This window comes from Streptomyces sp. NPDC004134 (genome assembly GCF_042874195.1).
GTDB lineage: Bacteria > Actinomycetota > Actinomycetes > Streptomycetales > Streptomycetaceae > Streptomyces.
Genome location: NZ_JBIAMS010000002.1, coordinates 274,297 through 288,732 on the forward strand (window position 1 = coordinate 274,297; position 14,436 = coordinate 288,732).

The following is a 14,436-nucleotide window of genomic DNA, read 5'->3' on the forward strand; positions in this document are numbered from 1 at the left end:
TGAAAACCTGCCCGCGAACCGCCAGCCTTGCACGGCTCACCCACACCCGAGACGACCATTTTGGGATGCCATGCAGTTGCGCGACCTGCCGCATACGGACCCCGGGGAACCCGACGTCCGATCCGGCCGCCACTTCCTCGTCTGGCTCGGCCGCATGCAGCTCGGCGGCCAGGTGGCCGCGCTGCTCTGGGGCCTGGTGTGGATGCTGCCCCTCGGTGCGATGCCGCTGGCCGTCGGCATGGCCGTGCAGGCGGTCGTGGACCGCAACGGCGGGCGGCTCGCGGTCGCCGGCGCGCTGCTGATCGCGTTCGGCGCGCTGATGGCGCTCGGCGACAGCATGCTGCACCGCGCGGCGGTCACCAACTGGATCACCGCCGCCTCCCGCGTCCAGCAGTTGCTGGCCCGCAAGGCGGCCGACCTGGGCTCGGTCCTCACCCGGCGGGTGGCGGCCGGCGAGGTGGTCGCGGTGAGCACGGGCGACGTGGAGAAGATCGGCTGGTTCGTCGAGTCGTTCTCGCGGTTCACCGCCGCGCTGTTCACCGCGCTCGCCGTCACCGCGGGCCTCGTCGTCTACGCGCCGGAGCTGGGCCTCGTCGTCGCCGTCGCGCTGCCCGTGCTGGCGCTCGCGCCGCTGCCGCTGCTGCCGTACGCCACCCGCCGCGCCGACGACCAGCGGGCCAAGGCCGGCCGGGCGACCGAGCTGGCCGCGGACACCGTGGCGGGGCTGCGGGTGCTGCGCGGCATCGGCGGCGAGGAGCTGTTCCTCGACCGGTACCGGGAGGCGTCGCAGAAGGTGCGGACCGCGGCGGTGCGCAGCGCGCGGATGTGGGCGCTCATCCACGCCGTGCAGGTGGCGCTGCCGGGGGTGCTGCTGGTGATCGTCGTCGGGCACGGGGTGGGGCTCGCCAGGAACGGGACGATCACGGTCGGCGAGCTGGTCACGGTCTACGGGGCCGTGACGTTCCTGCTCTTCCCGATGCACCACTTCGCCGAGCTGGCGATGGCGTACTCCTTCTCCCGGCCGTCCGCCAAGCGCGCCGCCCGCGTCCTCGGGCTCGCCCGCACCACGACCGGCGGCACCGGCACCGACCACGGCCCCCTCGGCGGCGAGCTGCACGACCCGGCGACCGGGCTGCGGGCCGCGGAGGGCCGGCTGACCGCCGTGGTGTGCGGCGACCCGGACGCCGCGGGGCGGCTGGCCGACCGGCTCGGCGGGCACCCGACGGAGCCGGGCGAGCTGCCGTCGGTGCGGCTCGGCGGCGTGGAACTGGACGACGTGCCGCTGGCGGGGGCGCGGGCGGCGGTGCTGGTGCAGGACAAGGACCCGATGCTGCTGTCCGGGACGCTGGCCGACCTGCTGGACGTACCCGCGTCCGGCTCGGTCAAGCCCGCCGCCGCGCTGGCCGCCGCGCAGTGCGGCGACGTGCTGACCGCGCTGGCGCAGGCGGCGGCCGCGGCGCCGGACGGCGACGGGGCGCCGATGGGCGCGCCGATCACCGAGCGCGGCCGGTCGCTCTCCGGCGGCCAGCGCCAGCGGCTGGCGCTGGCGCGGTCGCTGGTGACCGACCCCGAGGTGCTGGTGCTCGACGAGCCGACGTCGGCGGTCGACTCGCACACCGAGGCGCGCGTCGCCGAGGGGCTGCGGGAGATCCGCGCGGGCCGTACGACGGTGGTGTTCACCTCCAGCCCGCTGCTGCTGGACCGGGCGGACACGGTGGTGTTCGTGCAGGACGGCGCGGTGGTCGCCGTGGGGCCGCACCGCGAACTGCTGCACGGCGACACCGGGTACCGCGCCGTGGTCACCCGGGAGACGGACGAGGAGACGCAGGGGGCCGGCCGCGTACCGGAAGGCGATCCCGCCGTGCGCGACGAGGGCGGCGTACCGCAGATGATGGAGGAGACCGCATGATCGGCGTGCGACCGCCGGAGTACGACCCGGCCGCGCCGCGCACCGCGACCACCCTGCCGGTGGGCGCGCCCGCGACCGTGCGCGGCTACGTGGCGGAGCTGCTGCGCCGGCACCGGACGGCGTTCCTGCTGCTGATCGCGGTCAACGCGGTCGCCGTCATCGCCTCCATGACCGGCCCGTACCTGCTGGGCGGGCTGGTCGAGGACCTGTCCGCGGGGGTCGAGGAGCTCCATCTGACGCGCGCCGTGGTGCTGTTCTCGATCGCGCTGGCGGTGCAGGCGGTCTTCATCCGGCTGGTGCGGCTGCGCGGCGCGATGCTGGGCGAGCGGATGCTCGCGGACCTGCGCGAGGACTTCCTCGTGCGGTCCGTGGGCCTGCCCCCGGGCGTGCTGGAGCGGGCCGGGACCGGCGATCTGCTGTCCCGTATCACCACGGACATCGACCGGCTGGCGAACGCGATGCGCGAGGCCGTGCCGCAGTTGACGATCGCGGTGGTGTGGGTCGGGCTGGTACTCGGCGGCATGGTGGTGATGGCGCCGCCGCTGGCGGTGGCGGTGGTGCTGGCCGCGCCGGTGCTGCTCGTGGGCTGCCGCTGGTACTTCAAGCGGGCGCCGAGCGCGTACCGCTCGGAGGCCGCGGGGTACGCCGCCGTGGCCGCGGCGCTCTCCGAGACGGTGGACGCCGGGCGCACGGTGGAGGCCCACCGGCTGGGCGCACGCCGCGTCGCGCTGTCGGACCGGCGGGTCAAGGAGTGGGTGGCGTGGGAGCGTTACACGCTCTACCTGCGCTGCATGTTCTTCCCCGTCTTCAACGCCACGCACGTGGTCGTGGTCGGCTCGGTGCTGCTGCTCGGCGGCGCGTTCGTCTTCCAGGGCTGGATGAGCGTCGGCGAGCTGACGACGGGCGCGCTGCTCGCGCAGATGCTCACCGAGCCGGTCGGCATGATCCTGCGCTGGTACGACGAACTCCAGGTGGCCCAGGTGTCGCTGGCCCGGCTGGTGGGCGTACGGGACATCGAGGAGGAGCCCGGCGACGCGGCCGTGCGGCCGGGCGGCCGGGACGTGCACGCCGACGAGGTCCGCTTCGGCTACCGCGCGGGGGCGGACGTGCTGCACGGCGTCTCGCTGCGGTTGCGGCCGGGCAGCCGGCTGGCGCTGGTCGGGCCCTCGGGTGCGGGCAAGTCGACGCTGGGGCGGCTGCTGGCCGGGATCTACTCGCCGCGGCGCGGCGAGATCCGGCTCGGCGGCGCGGAGCTGGCCCGGATGCCGGCCGAGCGGATCCGCGAGCACGTGGCGCTGGTCAACCAGGAGCACCACGTCTTCGTCGGCTCGCTGCGCGACAACCTGCGCCTGGCGCGTACCGAGGCGAGCGACGCGGAGCTGTGGGCGGCGCTGGGCGCGGTCGACGCGGGCGAGTGGTCCCGGGCGCTGGACGACGGCCTGGACACGGAGGTCGGCTCGGGCGGCACGGCCCTCACCCCGGCGCAGGCGCAGCAGATTGCGCTCGCCCGGCTGGTGCTGGCGGACCCGCACACGCTGGTCCTCGACGAGGCGACGTCGCTGCTCGACCCGCGGGCGGCGCGGCATCTGGAGCGGTCGCTGGCGAAGGTCCTGGACGGGCGCACGGTCGTGGCCATCGCCCACCGTCTGCACACCGCACACGACGCGGACGTGATCGCGGTGGTCGAGGAGGGCCGCATCAGCGAACTCGGCAGCCACGACGAACTGGTCGCGGCAGACGGCGCGTACGCCGCCCTCTGGCGCTCCTGGCACGGCTGACGGGCCCGGCCCGGCGGCGGGCCCGGCCCCTGACCGGTCCGCCGCCCCTCGTGCGCGCCCCGGCCGGGAACCCTTCCGTGCCCCGGCCGGGGCGTCGTCAGCCGATGACGCCCATCGCGGTGAGGCCGCCTGCGGTGCCGGCGAGCATGAAGAACGGCATCAGTATCTTCAGCTCGATCCAGCTTCCGGCGCGGAAGCGCATGAAGTCCGGCGGGCCGATCGGGTACCAGCGCCGGCGGCCCACCGGGATCGGCCACAGGACCGGGCAGCCGGAGACGGTGAGGGCGTCGCCGAGGTCGTGGACGAGGGCGCCGAGGACGATGGGCAGGCCCAGCCACAGGTACTCCTGGCCGGGGTCGGTGAAGAGCCAGTCGGAGCCGTTGCCGGGCTTGTCGAGGACGGCGGCGAGGATCCAGGCGCTGGTGGCGCCGAGGAGCCATACGAGGACGTCGCTGGAGACCCGGGCGGCCCGCCACAGCAGACCCTCGATGGCCAGCACCATGTGGACGAAGAGGATCCCGAGGACCGCCCACCGGCCGCCGAGGACCGCGAGCGCCGAAAAGCCGGCGCCGATCAGGACCGCCCACAGCCAGGTGTGCGTCAGGGTGCGGTGGCCGCCGGAGCGGCGCGGGTCGCCGCGTTTCTTCGTCGCCTTGTAGACGCGGGCGGAGAGCTTGTCGATGACCCCGCAGAGAATGCGGGACAGCGGGCCGAAGGCGCGGGAGATGGTCGCGGACTTGTGGTCCAGGTCGGGCGCGAGGGCCGCGCCGGCGCAGATGAGAGCGCCGACGACCAGCACCGGCCAGGGCATCTCGTGGCCCGCCGCGGTGGCCGCCGCGCCCACCCCCAGCCACGCCGCCGCCCCCGAAAGCGAGTGCGCTGGACCCATCATGAAAAGCTCCCCCACCCCTCGTCCGCCCGTGTGGTGAACGGCCGTTGGCCCCACAGGCTCCGCCCGTCGGCGGCACAGCCTAGCGCGGGTGATCTTCACACGTACCGGGGGTTCACACTTCCGGGGCGGCGGAGGGCAGTATGGTCGGGTGACCCTAATCGATCAGATGCCGCCCACCGCCGACCCCGACGACCTCTTCGAGGCGTTCTCCTCCTGGACCGAGGAGCGGGGCATCTCCCTCTATCCGGCGCAGGAAGAGGCTCTGATCGAGGTCGTCTCCGGCTCGAACCTGATTCTGTCCACCCCCACCGGCTCCGGGAAGTCGCTGGTCGCGGCCGGTGCGCACTTCGCGGCGCTGGCCCGGGACGAGGTCTCGTTCTACACCGCGCCGATCAAGGCGCTGGTGTCGGAGAAGTTCTTCGACCTCTGCAAGATCTTCGGCACGGAGAACGTCGGCATGCTCACCGGCGACGCCTCCGTCAACGCCGACGCGCCCGTCATCTGCTGCACCGCGGAGGTGCTGGCGTCCATCGCGCTGCGCGACGGCAAGGACGCCGACATCGGCCAGGTGGTGATGGACGAGTTCCACTTCTACGCCGAGCCGGACCGCGGCTGGGCGTGGCAGATCCCGCTGCTGGAGCTGCCGCAGGCGCAGTTCGTGCTGATGTCCGCGACGCTGGGCGACGTCTCCCGCTTCGAGGAGGACCTGGCCCGGCGCACCGGCCGGTCGACCTCGGTGGTCCGCTCGGCGACCCGGCCCGTCCCGCTGTCGTACGAGTACCGCACCACCCCGCTCACCGAGACCCTCACCGAGCTGCTGGAGACCCGCCAGGCGCCCGTCTACATCGTGCACTTCACCCAGGCGCAGGCGGTGGAGCGGGCGCAGGCGCTGATGAGCATCAACATGTCCACCCGCGCCGAGAAGGACGAGATCGCCGCCCTCATCGGCAACTTCCGCTTCACCACCCGGTTCGGCAAGCAGCTCTCCCGTTACGTCCGGCACGGCATCGGCGTCCACCACGCCGGGATGCTGCCCAAGTACCGGCGGCTGGTGGAGAAGCTGGCGCAGGCCGGGCTGCTGAAGGTCATCTGCGGCACCGACACCCTTGGCGTCGGCGTCAACGTGCCCATCCGCACGGTGCTGTTCACCGCGCTGACCAAGTACGACGGCAGCCGGGTGCGCACCCTGCGGGCCCGCGAGTTCCACCAGATCGCGGGCCGCGCCGGGCGGGCCGGCTTCGACACCTCCGGGCTGGTGGTGGCGCAGGCGCCGGAGCACGTCGTGGAGAACGAGAAGGCGCTCGCCAAGGCCGGCGACGATCCGAAGAAGCGCCGCAAGGTGGTGCGCAAGAAGCCCCCGGAGGGCTTCGTCAACTGGTCGCAGAACACCTTCGAGAAGCTCATCGCCGCCGATCCCGAGCCGCTCACCTCCCGGTTCCGCGTCACCCACGCCATGCTGCTGTCCGTCATCGCCCGCCCCGGCAACGCCTTCACCGCCATGCGCCGATTGCTGGAGGACAACCACGAGCCGCGCAAGAAGCAGCTCCGGCACATCCGCCGCGCCATCGCGATCTACCGCTCCCTCCTCGACGGCGGCGTGGTCGAGCAGCTCGACGAGCCGGACGCGCAGGGCCGCATCGTGCGGCTGACCGTCGACCTGCAGCAGGACTTCGCCCTCCAGCAGCCGCTGTCGACCTTCGCGCTGGCGTCGTTCGACCTCCTCGACCCCGAATCCCCCTCCTACGCGCTCGACATGGTCTCCGTCGTGGAGTCCACCCTCGACGACCCCCGGCAGATCCTCGCCGCCCAGCAGAACAAGGCGCGCGGCGAGGCGGTCGCGGAGATGAAGGCCGACGGCGTCGAGTACGAGGAGCGGATGGAGCGGCTGATGGACGTCGGCTACCCCAAGCCCCTGGAGGAGCTGCTGTCCCACGCCTACGGCCTGTACCGCAAGAGCCACCCGTGGGTCGGCGACCACCCCCTCTCCCCCAAGTCGGTCATCCGTGACATGTACGAACGGGCCATGACCTTCGGCGAGTTCGTCTCCTTCTACGAACTGGCCCGCACCGAGGGCATCGTGCTGCGCTATCTGGCCGGCGCGTACAAGGCGCTGGACCACACCGTGCCGGACGAGCGGAAGTCCGAGGACTTCGAGGACATCGTCGCCTGGCTCGGCGAGATGGTCCGCCAGGTCGACTCCAGCCTGCTGGACGAGTGGGAGCAACTGGCCAACCCGGCGGAGGAGACCGCCGAGCAGGCCATGGAGCACGCCGACCAGGTGCGCCCGGTGACCGCCAACGCGCGCGCCTTCCGCGTCCTCGTACGCAACGCGCTGTTCCGCCGGGTGGAGCTGGCGGCGCTCGACGACGCGGACGAGCTGGGCACGCTGGACGAGGAGTCCGGCTGGGACGCCGAGCGCTGGGGCGAGGCGCTGGACGCGTACTGGGAGGAGTACGAGGACATCGGCACCGGTCCCGACGCCCGCGGGCCGCGGCTGCTGCGGATCGAGGAGGACCCGGAGCACGCCCTCTGGCGCGTCCGCCAGACCTTCGCCGACCCGGAGGGCGACCACGACTGGGGCATCTCCGCGGAGGTGGACCTCACCGCCTCCGACGCCGAGGCCCGCGCCGTCCTCCGCGTCACCGACGTCGGCCCGCTGAGCCGGCCGGCCGGCTGAGCGGCCCCCTGAGCCGGCCGCGCGGCTGACCTCCCGTCAGCGCGGCAGGCCCGTGCGGCGCCGGCGGCCCCTGCGCAGCCAGTTGAGGCTGCCGCGGCGTGGTCGGGCGGCTCCCGCCGGGCGCGCCGGCGGGGCGCCGCCCGGAGGCGCCGGCGGAGCCGGGAGCGGGACGGGGAGCGGCGCCGGGAACGTGGACAGGGACGCATCCGGGGACGGAGCCGCAACCGGGGGCGGGGAAGCGACCGGCAACGAGGGCGGGGCCGCGTAGTCGACCCGCGCGGCGTGGAGCTCGACCGCCAGGCCCAGCCGGTAGCCCAGGGCCTCCGCGTCGGAGTCCGCCAGCAGCACGTCCTCCGCCGCCCGGCGGGCCGTCTCGCTGCCGCCCCGCGCCGGGGCGACCAGCTCCGCCCGGTGCTCCACGACGTGCCCCCGCTCCGCGGCGTCGGGCACCTCCTCCGCCAGCTCCGCGTCGCTCAGCACCGCCGCATACGCGCCCGCCCGCTCCCACGGGTCCACCCGCTCCGACAGCAACTGCTCCACCCGCCGCTGCCGCCAGCCGCGGGCCCGGGCGTCCGCGCCCCCGGCCAGCTCCCCCCGCATCGCCGGCGGCAGCGGTCCGCGCAGCAGGCCCGGCTCCCGCTCCCCGAACCGCTCCACCTCCGTCGCGAGATAGAGCCAGACCACGACCCGGTACCTGTTCACATAGAACCGCGCGGGCGCGAAGCACCCCGCGCGCGCCAGCCGCGTGAAGCGGACGGACGAGATGCCCAGCTCCTCCGCCCCCGCGGCCGTCCCCACCAGCCGCAGCCGCTCAGGCAGCGCAGCCGCCGCCCCGGCGCCCCCGGTGCCGTCCTCCGCCCGCAGCCGCGCCACCTCGGCCCGGGCCACCCGGCGCCGGCCGCCGGCCCGCTGCGGCGGCTCCGTCGGCACCAGCCCGAGCTGCGCCGCCAGCTCCAACTCGCGTGGCAGCAGCCCCAGCTCCGCGGCCGCCCGGCCGAACGTCAGCAGCTCCGCCCGCTCGCCCGCCGCGCCGGCCGTCCGCGCACCCGTGCCCGCCCCGGTCCGTACCACCATGGCCATCTCCCCCGTCGTCGCTCGAAAAGCGCCATCTCGATTACTCTCAGTGACGACCCTAGCGCGTCGTTCCCCGACTCGCCTCCCCTGTGGATAACGTGCTCGCATGGGCGAGAAGATGACCGGCGAAGAGTGGCGCACCTTCGTCTCCGCAGGCACCCGCACCGGCAAGCTGGCTACCGTCCGCGCCGACGGCAGCCCCCACGTGGCCCCGATCTGGTTCGTGCTCGACGGCGGTGACTTCGTGTTCAACACCGGCGCCGGCACCGTCAAGGGCCGGAACCTCGCGCGCGACGGCCGCGCCAGCCTCTGCGTCGACGACGACCGCTATCCGTACTCGTTCGCCGTGCTCTCCGGCCGCGCCCGGCTCAGCGACGACCTGGACGAGATGCGCCACTGGGCCACGGTCATCGCCGCACGCTACGTGGACAGGGAACTCGCCGAGACCTACGGCGCGCGCAACGCCGTCGCCGGCGAACTCCTCGTCCGCGTCGGCATCGACAAGGTGGTCTCCGAGGCCCGCGTCGCCGAGTGACTCCCGGCACGCCGGGCCCCGCTCACCCCACCGGCTCCGAGCCCACGGTGTCGAGCAGCCGGGCGGTGTGCACCCGCCCGGCGTACTCGACCAGCCTGATCAGCACCTCCTTCCCCGAGTCGCGGTCGCGGGCGTCGCACAGCACGACGGGAGTGCCCTGGTCGAGGTCGAGGGCACGGGCGACCTCGTGGGCGCCGTAACTGCGCGACTCGGGAAAGCAGTTCACCGCGACGATGAACGGGATGCTGCGGTGCTCGAAGTAGTCCACCGCCGGGAAGCAGTCCTGCAGCCTGCGCGTGTCGGCCAGCACGACCGCGCCCAGCGCGCCGGTGGCCAGCTCGTCCCAGAGGAACCAGAAGCGGTCCTGCCCCGGCGTGCCGAACAGGTAGACCGCGAGCCCGGCGCGGATGGTGATCCTGCCGAAGTCCATCGCCACGGTCGTCGTGGTCTTCTCGTCCACGCCGCCGGTGTCGTCGACGGCGGTGCCGACCTCGCTCAACTGCTCCTCGGTGCGCAGCGGACGGATCTCGCTGACGGAACCGACCAGGGTGGTCTTGCCCACCCCGAAGCCGCCGGCGATGAGGATCTTCAGCGCCAGCGCGTCGTCGACCCTGCGGTCAGAGGGCGCGGAGTCCATCGATCACTTCTCTCAGGATCATCTCGTCGGGAAGCTGCGCCGGCGGTACGGGCCTGCTGACCCGTACGCAGCCGAGTTCGACCAGATCGCCGAGGAGCACCCGTACCACCCCGACCGGCAGATCGGTCTCCGCCGCCAGTTCGGCGACGGACTGGGTCTCGATCCGGCAGAGGTCGATCAGCGCCCGGTGCTCGGGCCCGAACGCCTCGGCCTCCTTCCCCGCGGCCTCCAGCGCCTCTTCCTCCAGGTCGATGAGCGCGATGAGGTCGAACCGCACCGTGGTCGTCACCGGCCGGGTCCGGCCGCCGGTCATCGCGTACGGGCGGACCAGCGGACCGGCCTCGGCGTCGTACCAGTGACTGCCGTGGTGCGGAGGGGTGCCACTCATATCTTCAGTCATAACGTGTCACCGCCGTGCTCAGCCCGGATTCCGCGGCTTCGCTGCGGCCGTTCGCGGGGCGGTGTATAGATGTTCGCCCACCCGTGCGACCAGGCGGGCCATTTCGTACGCGACGAGGCCCATGTCCGCCGTCGCGGCGCTGAGTACGGCAAGACAGGAGCCGTCCCCGGCCGCGGCCACGAAGAGGAAGCCGTCGTCCATCTCGACCACCGTCTGCCGTACGCCGCCCGCGCGGAAGTGCCGCCCGGCGCCCTTGGCGAGGCTGTGGAAGCCGGAGGCGACCGCCGCCAGGTGCTCGGCGTCCTCGCGGGAGAGCGTTCTGGAGTTGGCGACCGCGAGGCCGTCGCCGGAGAGCACCACGGCGTGGTCCACGTCGGCGATCCGCCCGACGAGGTCGTCCAGCAGCCAGTCGAGTCCCCCGGATCTCTGCGTGTGCACGGTCTCCGGCTCGATCATGGGCTATCCCCTTCCCTCGACGTGTGCGCGGTCTCGTCCGGCTCCGGGCGCCCGCCGCCCGGTTCACCGCCGTACGTGCGGCCGGCGGGCAGGCCGCCGCCGCGTAACCAGCCGCTGCGGTACGCGGCCATGCGGGCGCGCGCCTCTTCCGGCGTGCGCTCCCGCGGTGCGGGGCGGCCCGCGGCGCCGCGCTCCCCGCGCGCTCCGGCGTCCCCGCCGCCGGTGTCCGTGACGTCGGTGTCCGTGCCGTCGTCCGCGCCGGCCCCACCGATGCCGGTGTACCCGGTGTCCCCGGTGTCCGTGCCGTCGTCGCCGGAGCCGGGCTCCAGCCTCAACTGCGGCGCCATGCTCGCTTGCCGTACGCGCCTGGGCAGCTCCGTGACGTCCCCGGGAGCCTGCACGGAGGCCGCCTCCTGCCCGGCCCGCCCCGCGTACGTCCCGAAGGCACCCCCGTCCACCGCCGCCCCGCCCGGCGCCACCCCCGCGCCGTCCCGGCCACCTGCGCCGCCGTCCACCCCGTCCTCCGTACCACCCGCCGGATCCACGCCGAGCCGGGCCCGCAGCAGTACCACGTCCTCCCGCGACGCCAGCACCGGCCGCTCCCCCACCGGCCCGGCGGCCGGCCCCCCGGGCCCCGTGCTCCACGGCCCCGGCAGCGCCCGCCCGGCCCGCCGCTCCGGCAGCCCGTTCTCCGTGACCCGCGCCCCGTTCTCCGCCCCGTGCGCGCCGGAGCCGCCCCCGTCCACGCCGTTCCGCACCGGCACCCCGGGCAACCCCGGCACCCCGGCACCACCCGGCAGCCCCGGCACCGCCGAACCACCCGCCGCCCCCGCCGCCGCGGAACCGCCGGAACCGCCGGAACTGCCGGAACCGCCGGCCCCAACAGGCCCGACAGAACCGAAAGGCCCACGGGACCCGCCAGGCACCAGCCCCCCCGGGAACGGCCGCGCCGCCGCGCCCCGCGCTCCCGTCCCCGGGTCCAACGCCCCCTCGACGGCCGCCTCCAGCAGCGCCGTCGGCAGCAGCACCACCACCGTCGTCCCCCCGTACGCCGACTCCCGCAGGCTGACCTGGATCCCGTGCCGCGCCGCCAGCCGGCTCACCACGAACAGCCCCAGCCGGTCGCTGTCGAACAGGTCCAGCGCCTCCGACTGCCGGATCCGCCGGTTCGCCGCGGCCAGCGCCTCCTTGCCCATGCCCAGGCCGCGGTCCTCGACCTCGATCGCGTAGCCGTTGCCGACCTGCTCGCCGTACACCCGCACCTTGGTGTGCGGCGGCGAGAACTGTGCGGCGTTCTCCACCAACTCCGCCAGCAGATGCGTCAGGTCGGCCACCGCCGCGCCCACCACGGCCACGTCCGACAGCGCCCGCACCTCCACGCGCGCGTAGTCCTCCACCTCCGAGACCGCCGCCCGCACCACGCTCTGCAGCGGCACGGGCATCCGCCACGCCCGGCCGGGGGCCGCGCCGGAGAGGATGATCAGGCTCTCCGCGTGCCGCCGCATGCGGGTCGTGAGGTGGTCGAGCCGGAAGAGGTCGTCCAGTTCCTCCGGGTCCTCGGCACGCCGCTCCATGCTGTCCAGCAGCGCGAGTTGGCGGTGGACGAGCACCTGGCTGCGGCGGGCGAGGTTGACGAACACCCCGGAGATGCCGCTCGCCAGCTCGGCCCGCTCCACGGCGGCGCGCAGCGCCGCCCGGTGCACGGTGGTCAGCGCCTCGCCGACCTGGGCGATCTCGTCGTCGCCCGGGTCGCCCCTGGGGGCCTCGCCGGCGATGTCGATCTCCTGCCCCGCGCGCAGCCGGTGCATCGCGTGCGGCAGCTTGCGGCGGGCGAGTTCGAGCGCGGAGTTGCGCAGGCCGACGAGTTCGACGATCAGCCCGCGGCCTATCCGTACGGAGATGAGGAGTGCCGCGGCCACGGCGGCGAGGCCCAGGATGGCCGCGGCGCCGGAGGGGGTGAGCACGCCGTCGGTGAAGGGGTCGGTGCGGTCGGCCGCCGCGGCGTGCTCCCGTCCGACGGCGCGGACGGCACCGGCCACGTCCTCGTACGGGCCCTCCCAGTCCCGCGCCGGGGCGGCCGCCACGGCGGCGGTGCCGGAGTCCGCGGTGGCCACGGCGTCCTCCAACTCGCCGAGGGTGCGGTACGCCTCGCTCTCGCGGGCCCGCCGCCACAACTCCGCCTCGCCGCCCCCGAGGTCGGCGGCCGAGCCCTCCTCGAGGGCGGCGCGGGCGGACGCGGCGTCGGCGAAGGCGCGGTGGTGCGCGGCGCTGAGCGACCCGCGCAACTGCCCGGCGGCCAGCAGCGCGTCCTCGCGCGCGAGCATCTCGCCGGCCCGGCCGAACTCCTGCAGCACCCGGGCCTCGGACGCCGCCTCCGCGTCCTGGATGCCGGTGAGCGCGCCGGAGACGCCGAAGGCGCGGCCGACGGCCGCGGTGTACTCCTCGTACGCCCGCGACCAGTCCGTCGTGCGGGCCTCCACCTGGGTGCGCAACCGCCCCAGCGACTCCGTGCCCGTGACGAAGCCGTCGAGCCGCCCGGTGACGTCCCGGGGCAGGTCGGCGCCCTCCGCGACGGTGTGGCTGCCGTCGAGCCGCAGCCGGTCGACGGCCCGGTCGGTGCGGACGCCGGCCGCGCCGTAGGCGCCGCGGCGGTCGCCGCCGGGGCCGGCGAGATAGCTCGCGGCGGCGCGCCGTTCGTCCTGGAGCGCCGCGACGGCGGCGGCAAGGGGCCGGCGTACCTCGGTCTCGACCTGTTCGAGCTGGCGCAGCCGGGAGACGTCCTGCGCGGTGCCGACGGTGGCGTGGCCCCAGAGCGCTATCAGGGAGACGACCGGCACGGTCAGCAGGCAGATGACGCGCGCGCGTACGGTACGGGGCCCGAACCGCCGGCGCCGCCCCCGGTGCCCGTACGCCGGCGTCTTCTGTGCACCGCCCGGATGCACGCCTCCGGAGCCCGCCGGTTCCCCGGCGCCCGCCGCGCCCGGTCCGGCCGGCAGATACGCCCGCTCCCAGGCGCTCGGCCCCGGCGGCTCGGGCTCGTCGGCGGGCGGCCCGGCGTGCGCCCGCCGGCCGCGCACCGGCGCGGGCACCGGCGGCGCCGCCCCGCCGGCCCCGCGCCCGGCGGGCCGCTCGGCCGGGGGTGCGGACGGCGTACCGGACGGGCCGCTCGGCGGGGTGCTGTCCGGGGTTCGCATGTCCACCTCGTATCGGTTTGCGGGACCGGCCCGCCCCGCGGGGTCCGTCCGGCCGGTGTGCGGGCGCGGCGCGCCCGGCTAGACGGCGCCGGGCGCCCGGGTCAGACGCTGGGCGGAGACGGTGGCGGCACGCTCCGCGGCGGTCGGCGTGAGGGCGACGAACGCCGAGGTGAGGAAGAGGTACGAGCCGAGTCCTACGGTCAGGGGAAAGACGAACTGGGTGGCGGTGGCCCCGGCCAGCGCCTCGGGCGAGGGCATCACGGACACGGACACGGCGGCCATCCCGGTGTAGTGCATGCTCGTCACCGCCGCCCCCATGACGAGGGCGGCGAGGGTCACGGCAAGCGGGGAGCGGATGGTGAGCGCGGCCCACAGCGCGGCGGTGGCCGTGGCGACCGCGATGAGGACGGAGAGCGCCACGGCCGGGAGGTCGTAGGCGATCGAGCCGTGCAGGCGGACGGCGGACATCCCGATGTAGTGCATGGCGGCCACCCCGAGCCCGGTGGCGAGCCCGGCGACCAGCAGGGCGGGACCGCGGGCGCGGAGGTGGCCGAGGGCGAAGACGCCGGCTCCGGCGACAGCCATGGCGACCACGAGGCTGAGGACCGTGCGCGGGATGTCGTAGCGGATCTCGGTGCCGCTGACGCTGAAGCCCAGCATGGCGATGAAGTGCATCGTCCATATGCCGGTCCCGGTGGCGGACGCGGCGGTGAGCAGCCAGTTGCGCCGGGAGCGGGCGGTGGGGGCCGCCAGCGCCTGGACGGTGCAACGCAGCCCGAGCGCGGCGCCGATGCACGCCATCGCGTACGAGAGGACGGGTGTCAGCCACCCGTAGGCTGCGTGGTCGAGGTGTCCCATGTCTCAGGGACGCTAGTCCGGTTGGG

11 protein-coding genes are annotated in these 14,436 nt (G+C 74.8%); 4 read left to right on the forward strand and 7 right to left on the reverse strand.

The genetic code is table 11. The features are described 5' to 3' along the window. Positions 1-70: 70 nt before the first annotated feature. Positions 71-1,909 carry an ABC transporter transmembrane domain-containing protein gene (locus tag ACFYVJ_RS04460; RefSeq protein WP_388886534.1) on the forward strand — a complete coding sequence of 613 codons (1,839 nt, stop codon included), beginning with the start codon at positions 71-73 and terminating at the stop codon, positions 1,907-1,909. After that, entirely contained in the window at positions 1,906-3,687 is a 1,782-nt protein-coding gene (locus ACFYVJ_RS04465) for an ABC transporter ATP-binding protein (RefSeq protein WP_388886536.1), read from the forward strand. Before ACFYVJ_RS04460 ends, ACFYVJ_RS04465 begins: the two co-directional genes overlap by 4 nt. 97 nt (positions 3,688-3,784) lie before the next feature. On the opposite strand, the gene ACFYVJ_RS04470 is transcribed toward ACFYVJ_RS04465, so the two are convergent. Next, positions 3,785-4,579, reverse strand: coding sequence for a metal-dependent hydrolase (locus ACFYVJ_RS04470; RefSeq protein ID WP_388886538.1), 795 nt, complete (start codon positions 4,577-4,579; stop codon positions 3,785-3,787). A gap of 148 nt (positions 4,580-4,727) precedes the next feature. Here ACFYVJ_RS04470 and ACFYVJ_RS04475 point away from each other — a divergent pair, with 148 nt between their 5' ends. After that, positions 4,728-7,256, forward strand: coding sequence for a DEAD/DEAH box helicase (locus tag ACFYVJ_RS04475; RefSeq protein WP_388886539.1), 2,529 nt, complete (start codon positions 4,728-4,730; stop codon positions 7,254-7,256). Between the two features lie 36 nt (positions 7,257-7,292). On the opposite strand, the gene ACFYVJ_RS04480 is transcribed toward ACFYVJ_RS04475, so the two are convergent. Then, positions 7,293-8,330 carry a DUF6397 family protein gene (locus ACFYVJ_RS04480; RefSeq protein ID WP_388886540.1) on the reverse strand — a complete coding sequence of 346 codons (1,038 nt, stop codon included), beginning with the start codon at positions 8,328-8,330 and terminating at the stop codon, positions 7,293-7,295. A 106-nt stretch (positions 8,331-8,436) separates the two neighbouring features. Here ACFYVJ_RS04480 and ACFYVJ_RS04485 point away from each other — a divergent pair, with 106 nt between their 5' ends. Further along, entirely contained in the window at positions 8,437-8,865 is a 429-nt protein-coding gene (locus ACFYVJ_RS04485; protein WP_388886541.1) for a PPOX class F420-dependent oxidoreductase, read from the forward strand. 22 nt (positions 8,866-8,887) lie between these two features. Here ACFYVJ_RS04485 and ACFYVJ_RS04490 read toward each other — a convergent pair whose 3' ends face one another. The 5 genes from ACFYVJ_RS04490 to ACFYVJ_RS04510 form a co-directional block, all read right to left on the reverse strand. After that, positions 8,888-9,502 (reverse strand): ATP/GTP-binding protein, encoded by a 615-nt coding sequence (locus ACFYVJ_RS04490; protein WP_101425706.1) that lies wholly within the window; start codon positions 9,500-9,502, stop codon positions 8,888-8,890. Beyond that, positions 9,483-9,902: a DUF742 domain-containing protein gene (locus ACFYVJ_RS04495; protein WP_388886543.1), complete on the reverse strand. Its 420-nt coding sequence runs from the start codon at positions 9,900-9,902 to the stop codon at positions 9,483-9,485. The genes ACFYVJ_RS04490 and ACFYVJ_RS04495 overlap by 20 nt, the downstream gene beginning before the upstream one ends. Positions 9,903-9,920: 18 nt before the next feature. Further along, entirely contained in the window at positions 9,921-10,358 is a 438-nt protein-coding gene (locus ACFYVJ_RS04500) for a roadblock/LC7 domain-containing protein (protein WP_388886545.1), read from the reverse strand. Continuing rightward, the gene (locus ACFYVJ_RS04505) at positions 10,355-13,552 is read right to left on the reverse strand and encodes a nitrate- and nitrite sensing domain-containing protein (RefSeq protein ID WP_388886547.1); all 3,198 of its coding nucleotides are present in this window, start codon (positions 13,550-13,552) and stop codon (positions 10,355-10,357) included. Before ACFYVJ_RS04505 ends, ACFYVJ_RS04500 begins: the two co-directional genes overlap by 4 nt. A gap of 78 nt (positions 13,553-13,630) precedes the next feature. Beyond that, complete coding sequence (locus ACFYVJ_RS04510; RefSeq protein WP_388886549.1) at positions 13,631-14,410, reverse strand: MHYT domain-containing protein; 780 nt, start codon at positions 14,408-14,410, stop codon at positions 13,631-13,633. Between the last annotated feature and the right edge of the window lie 26 nt (positions 14,411-14,436).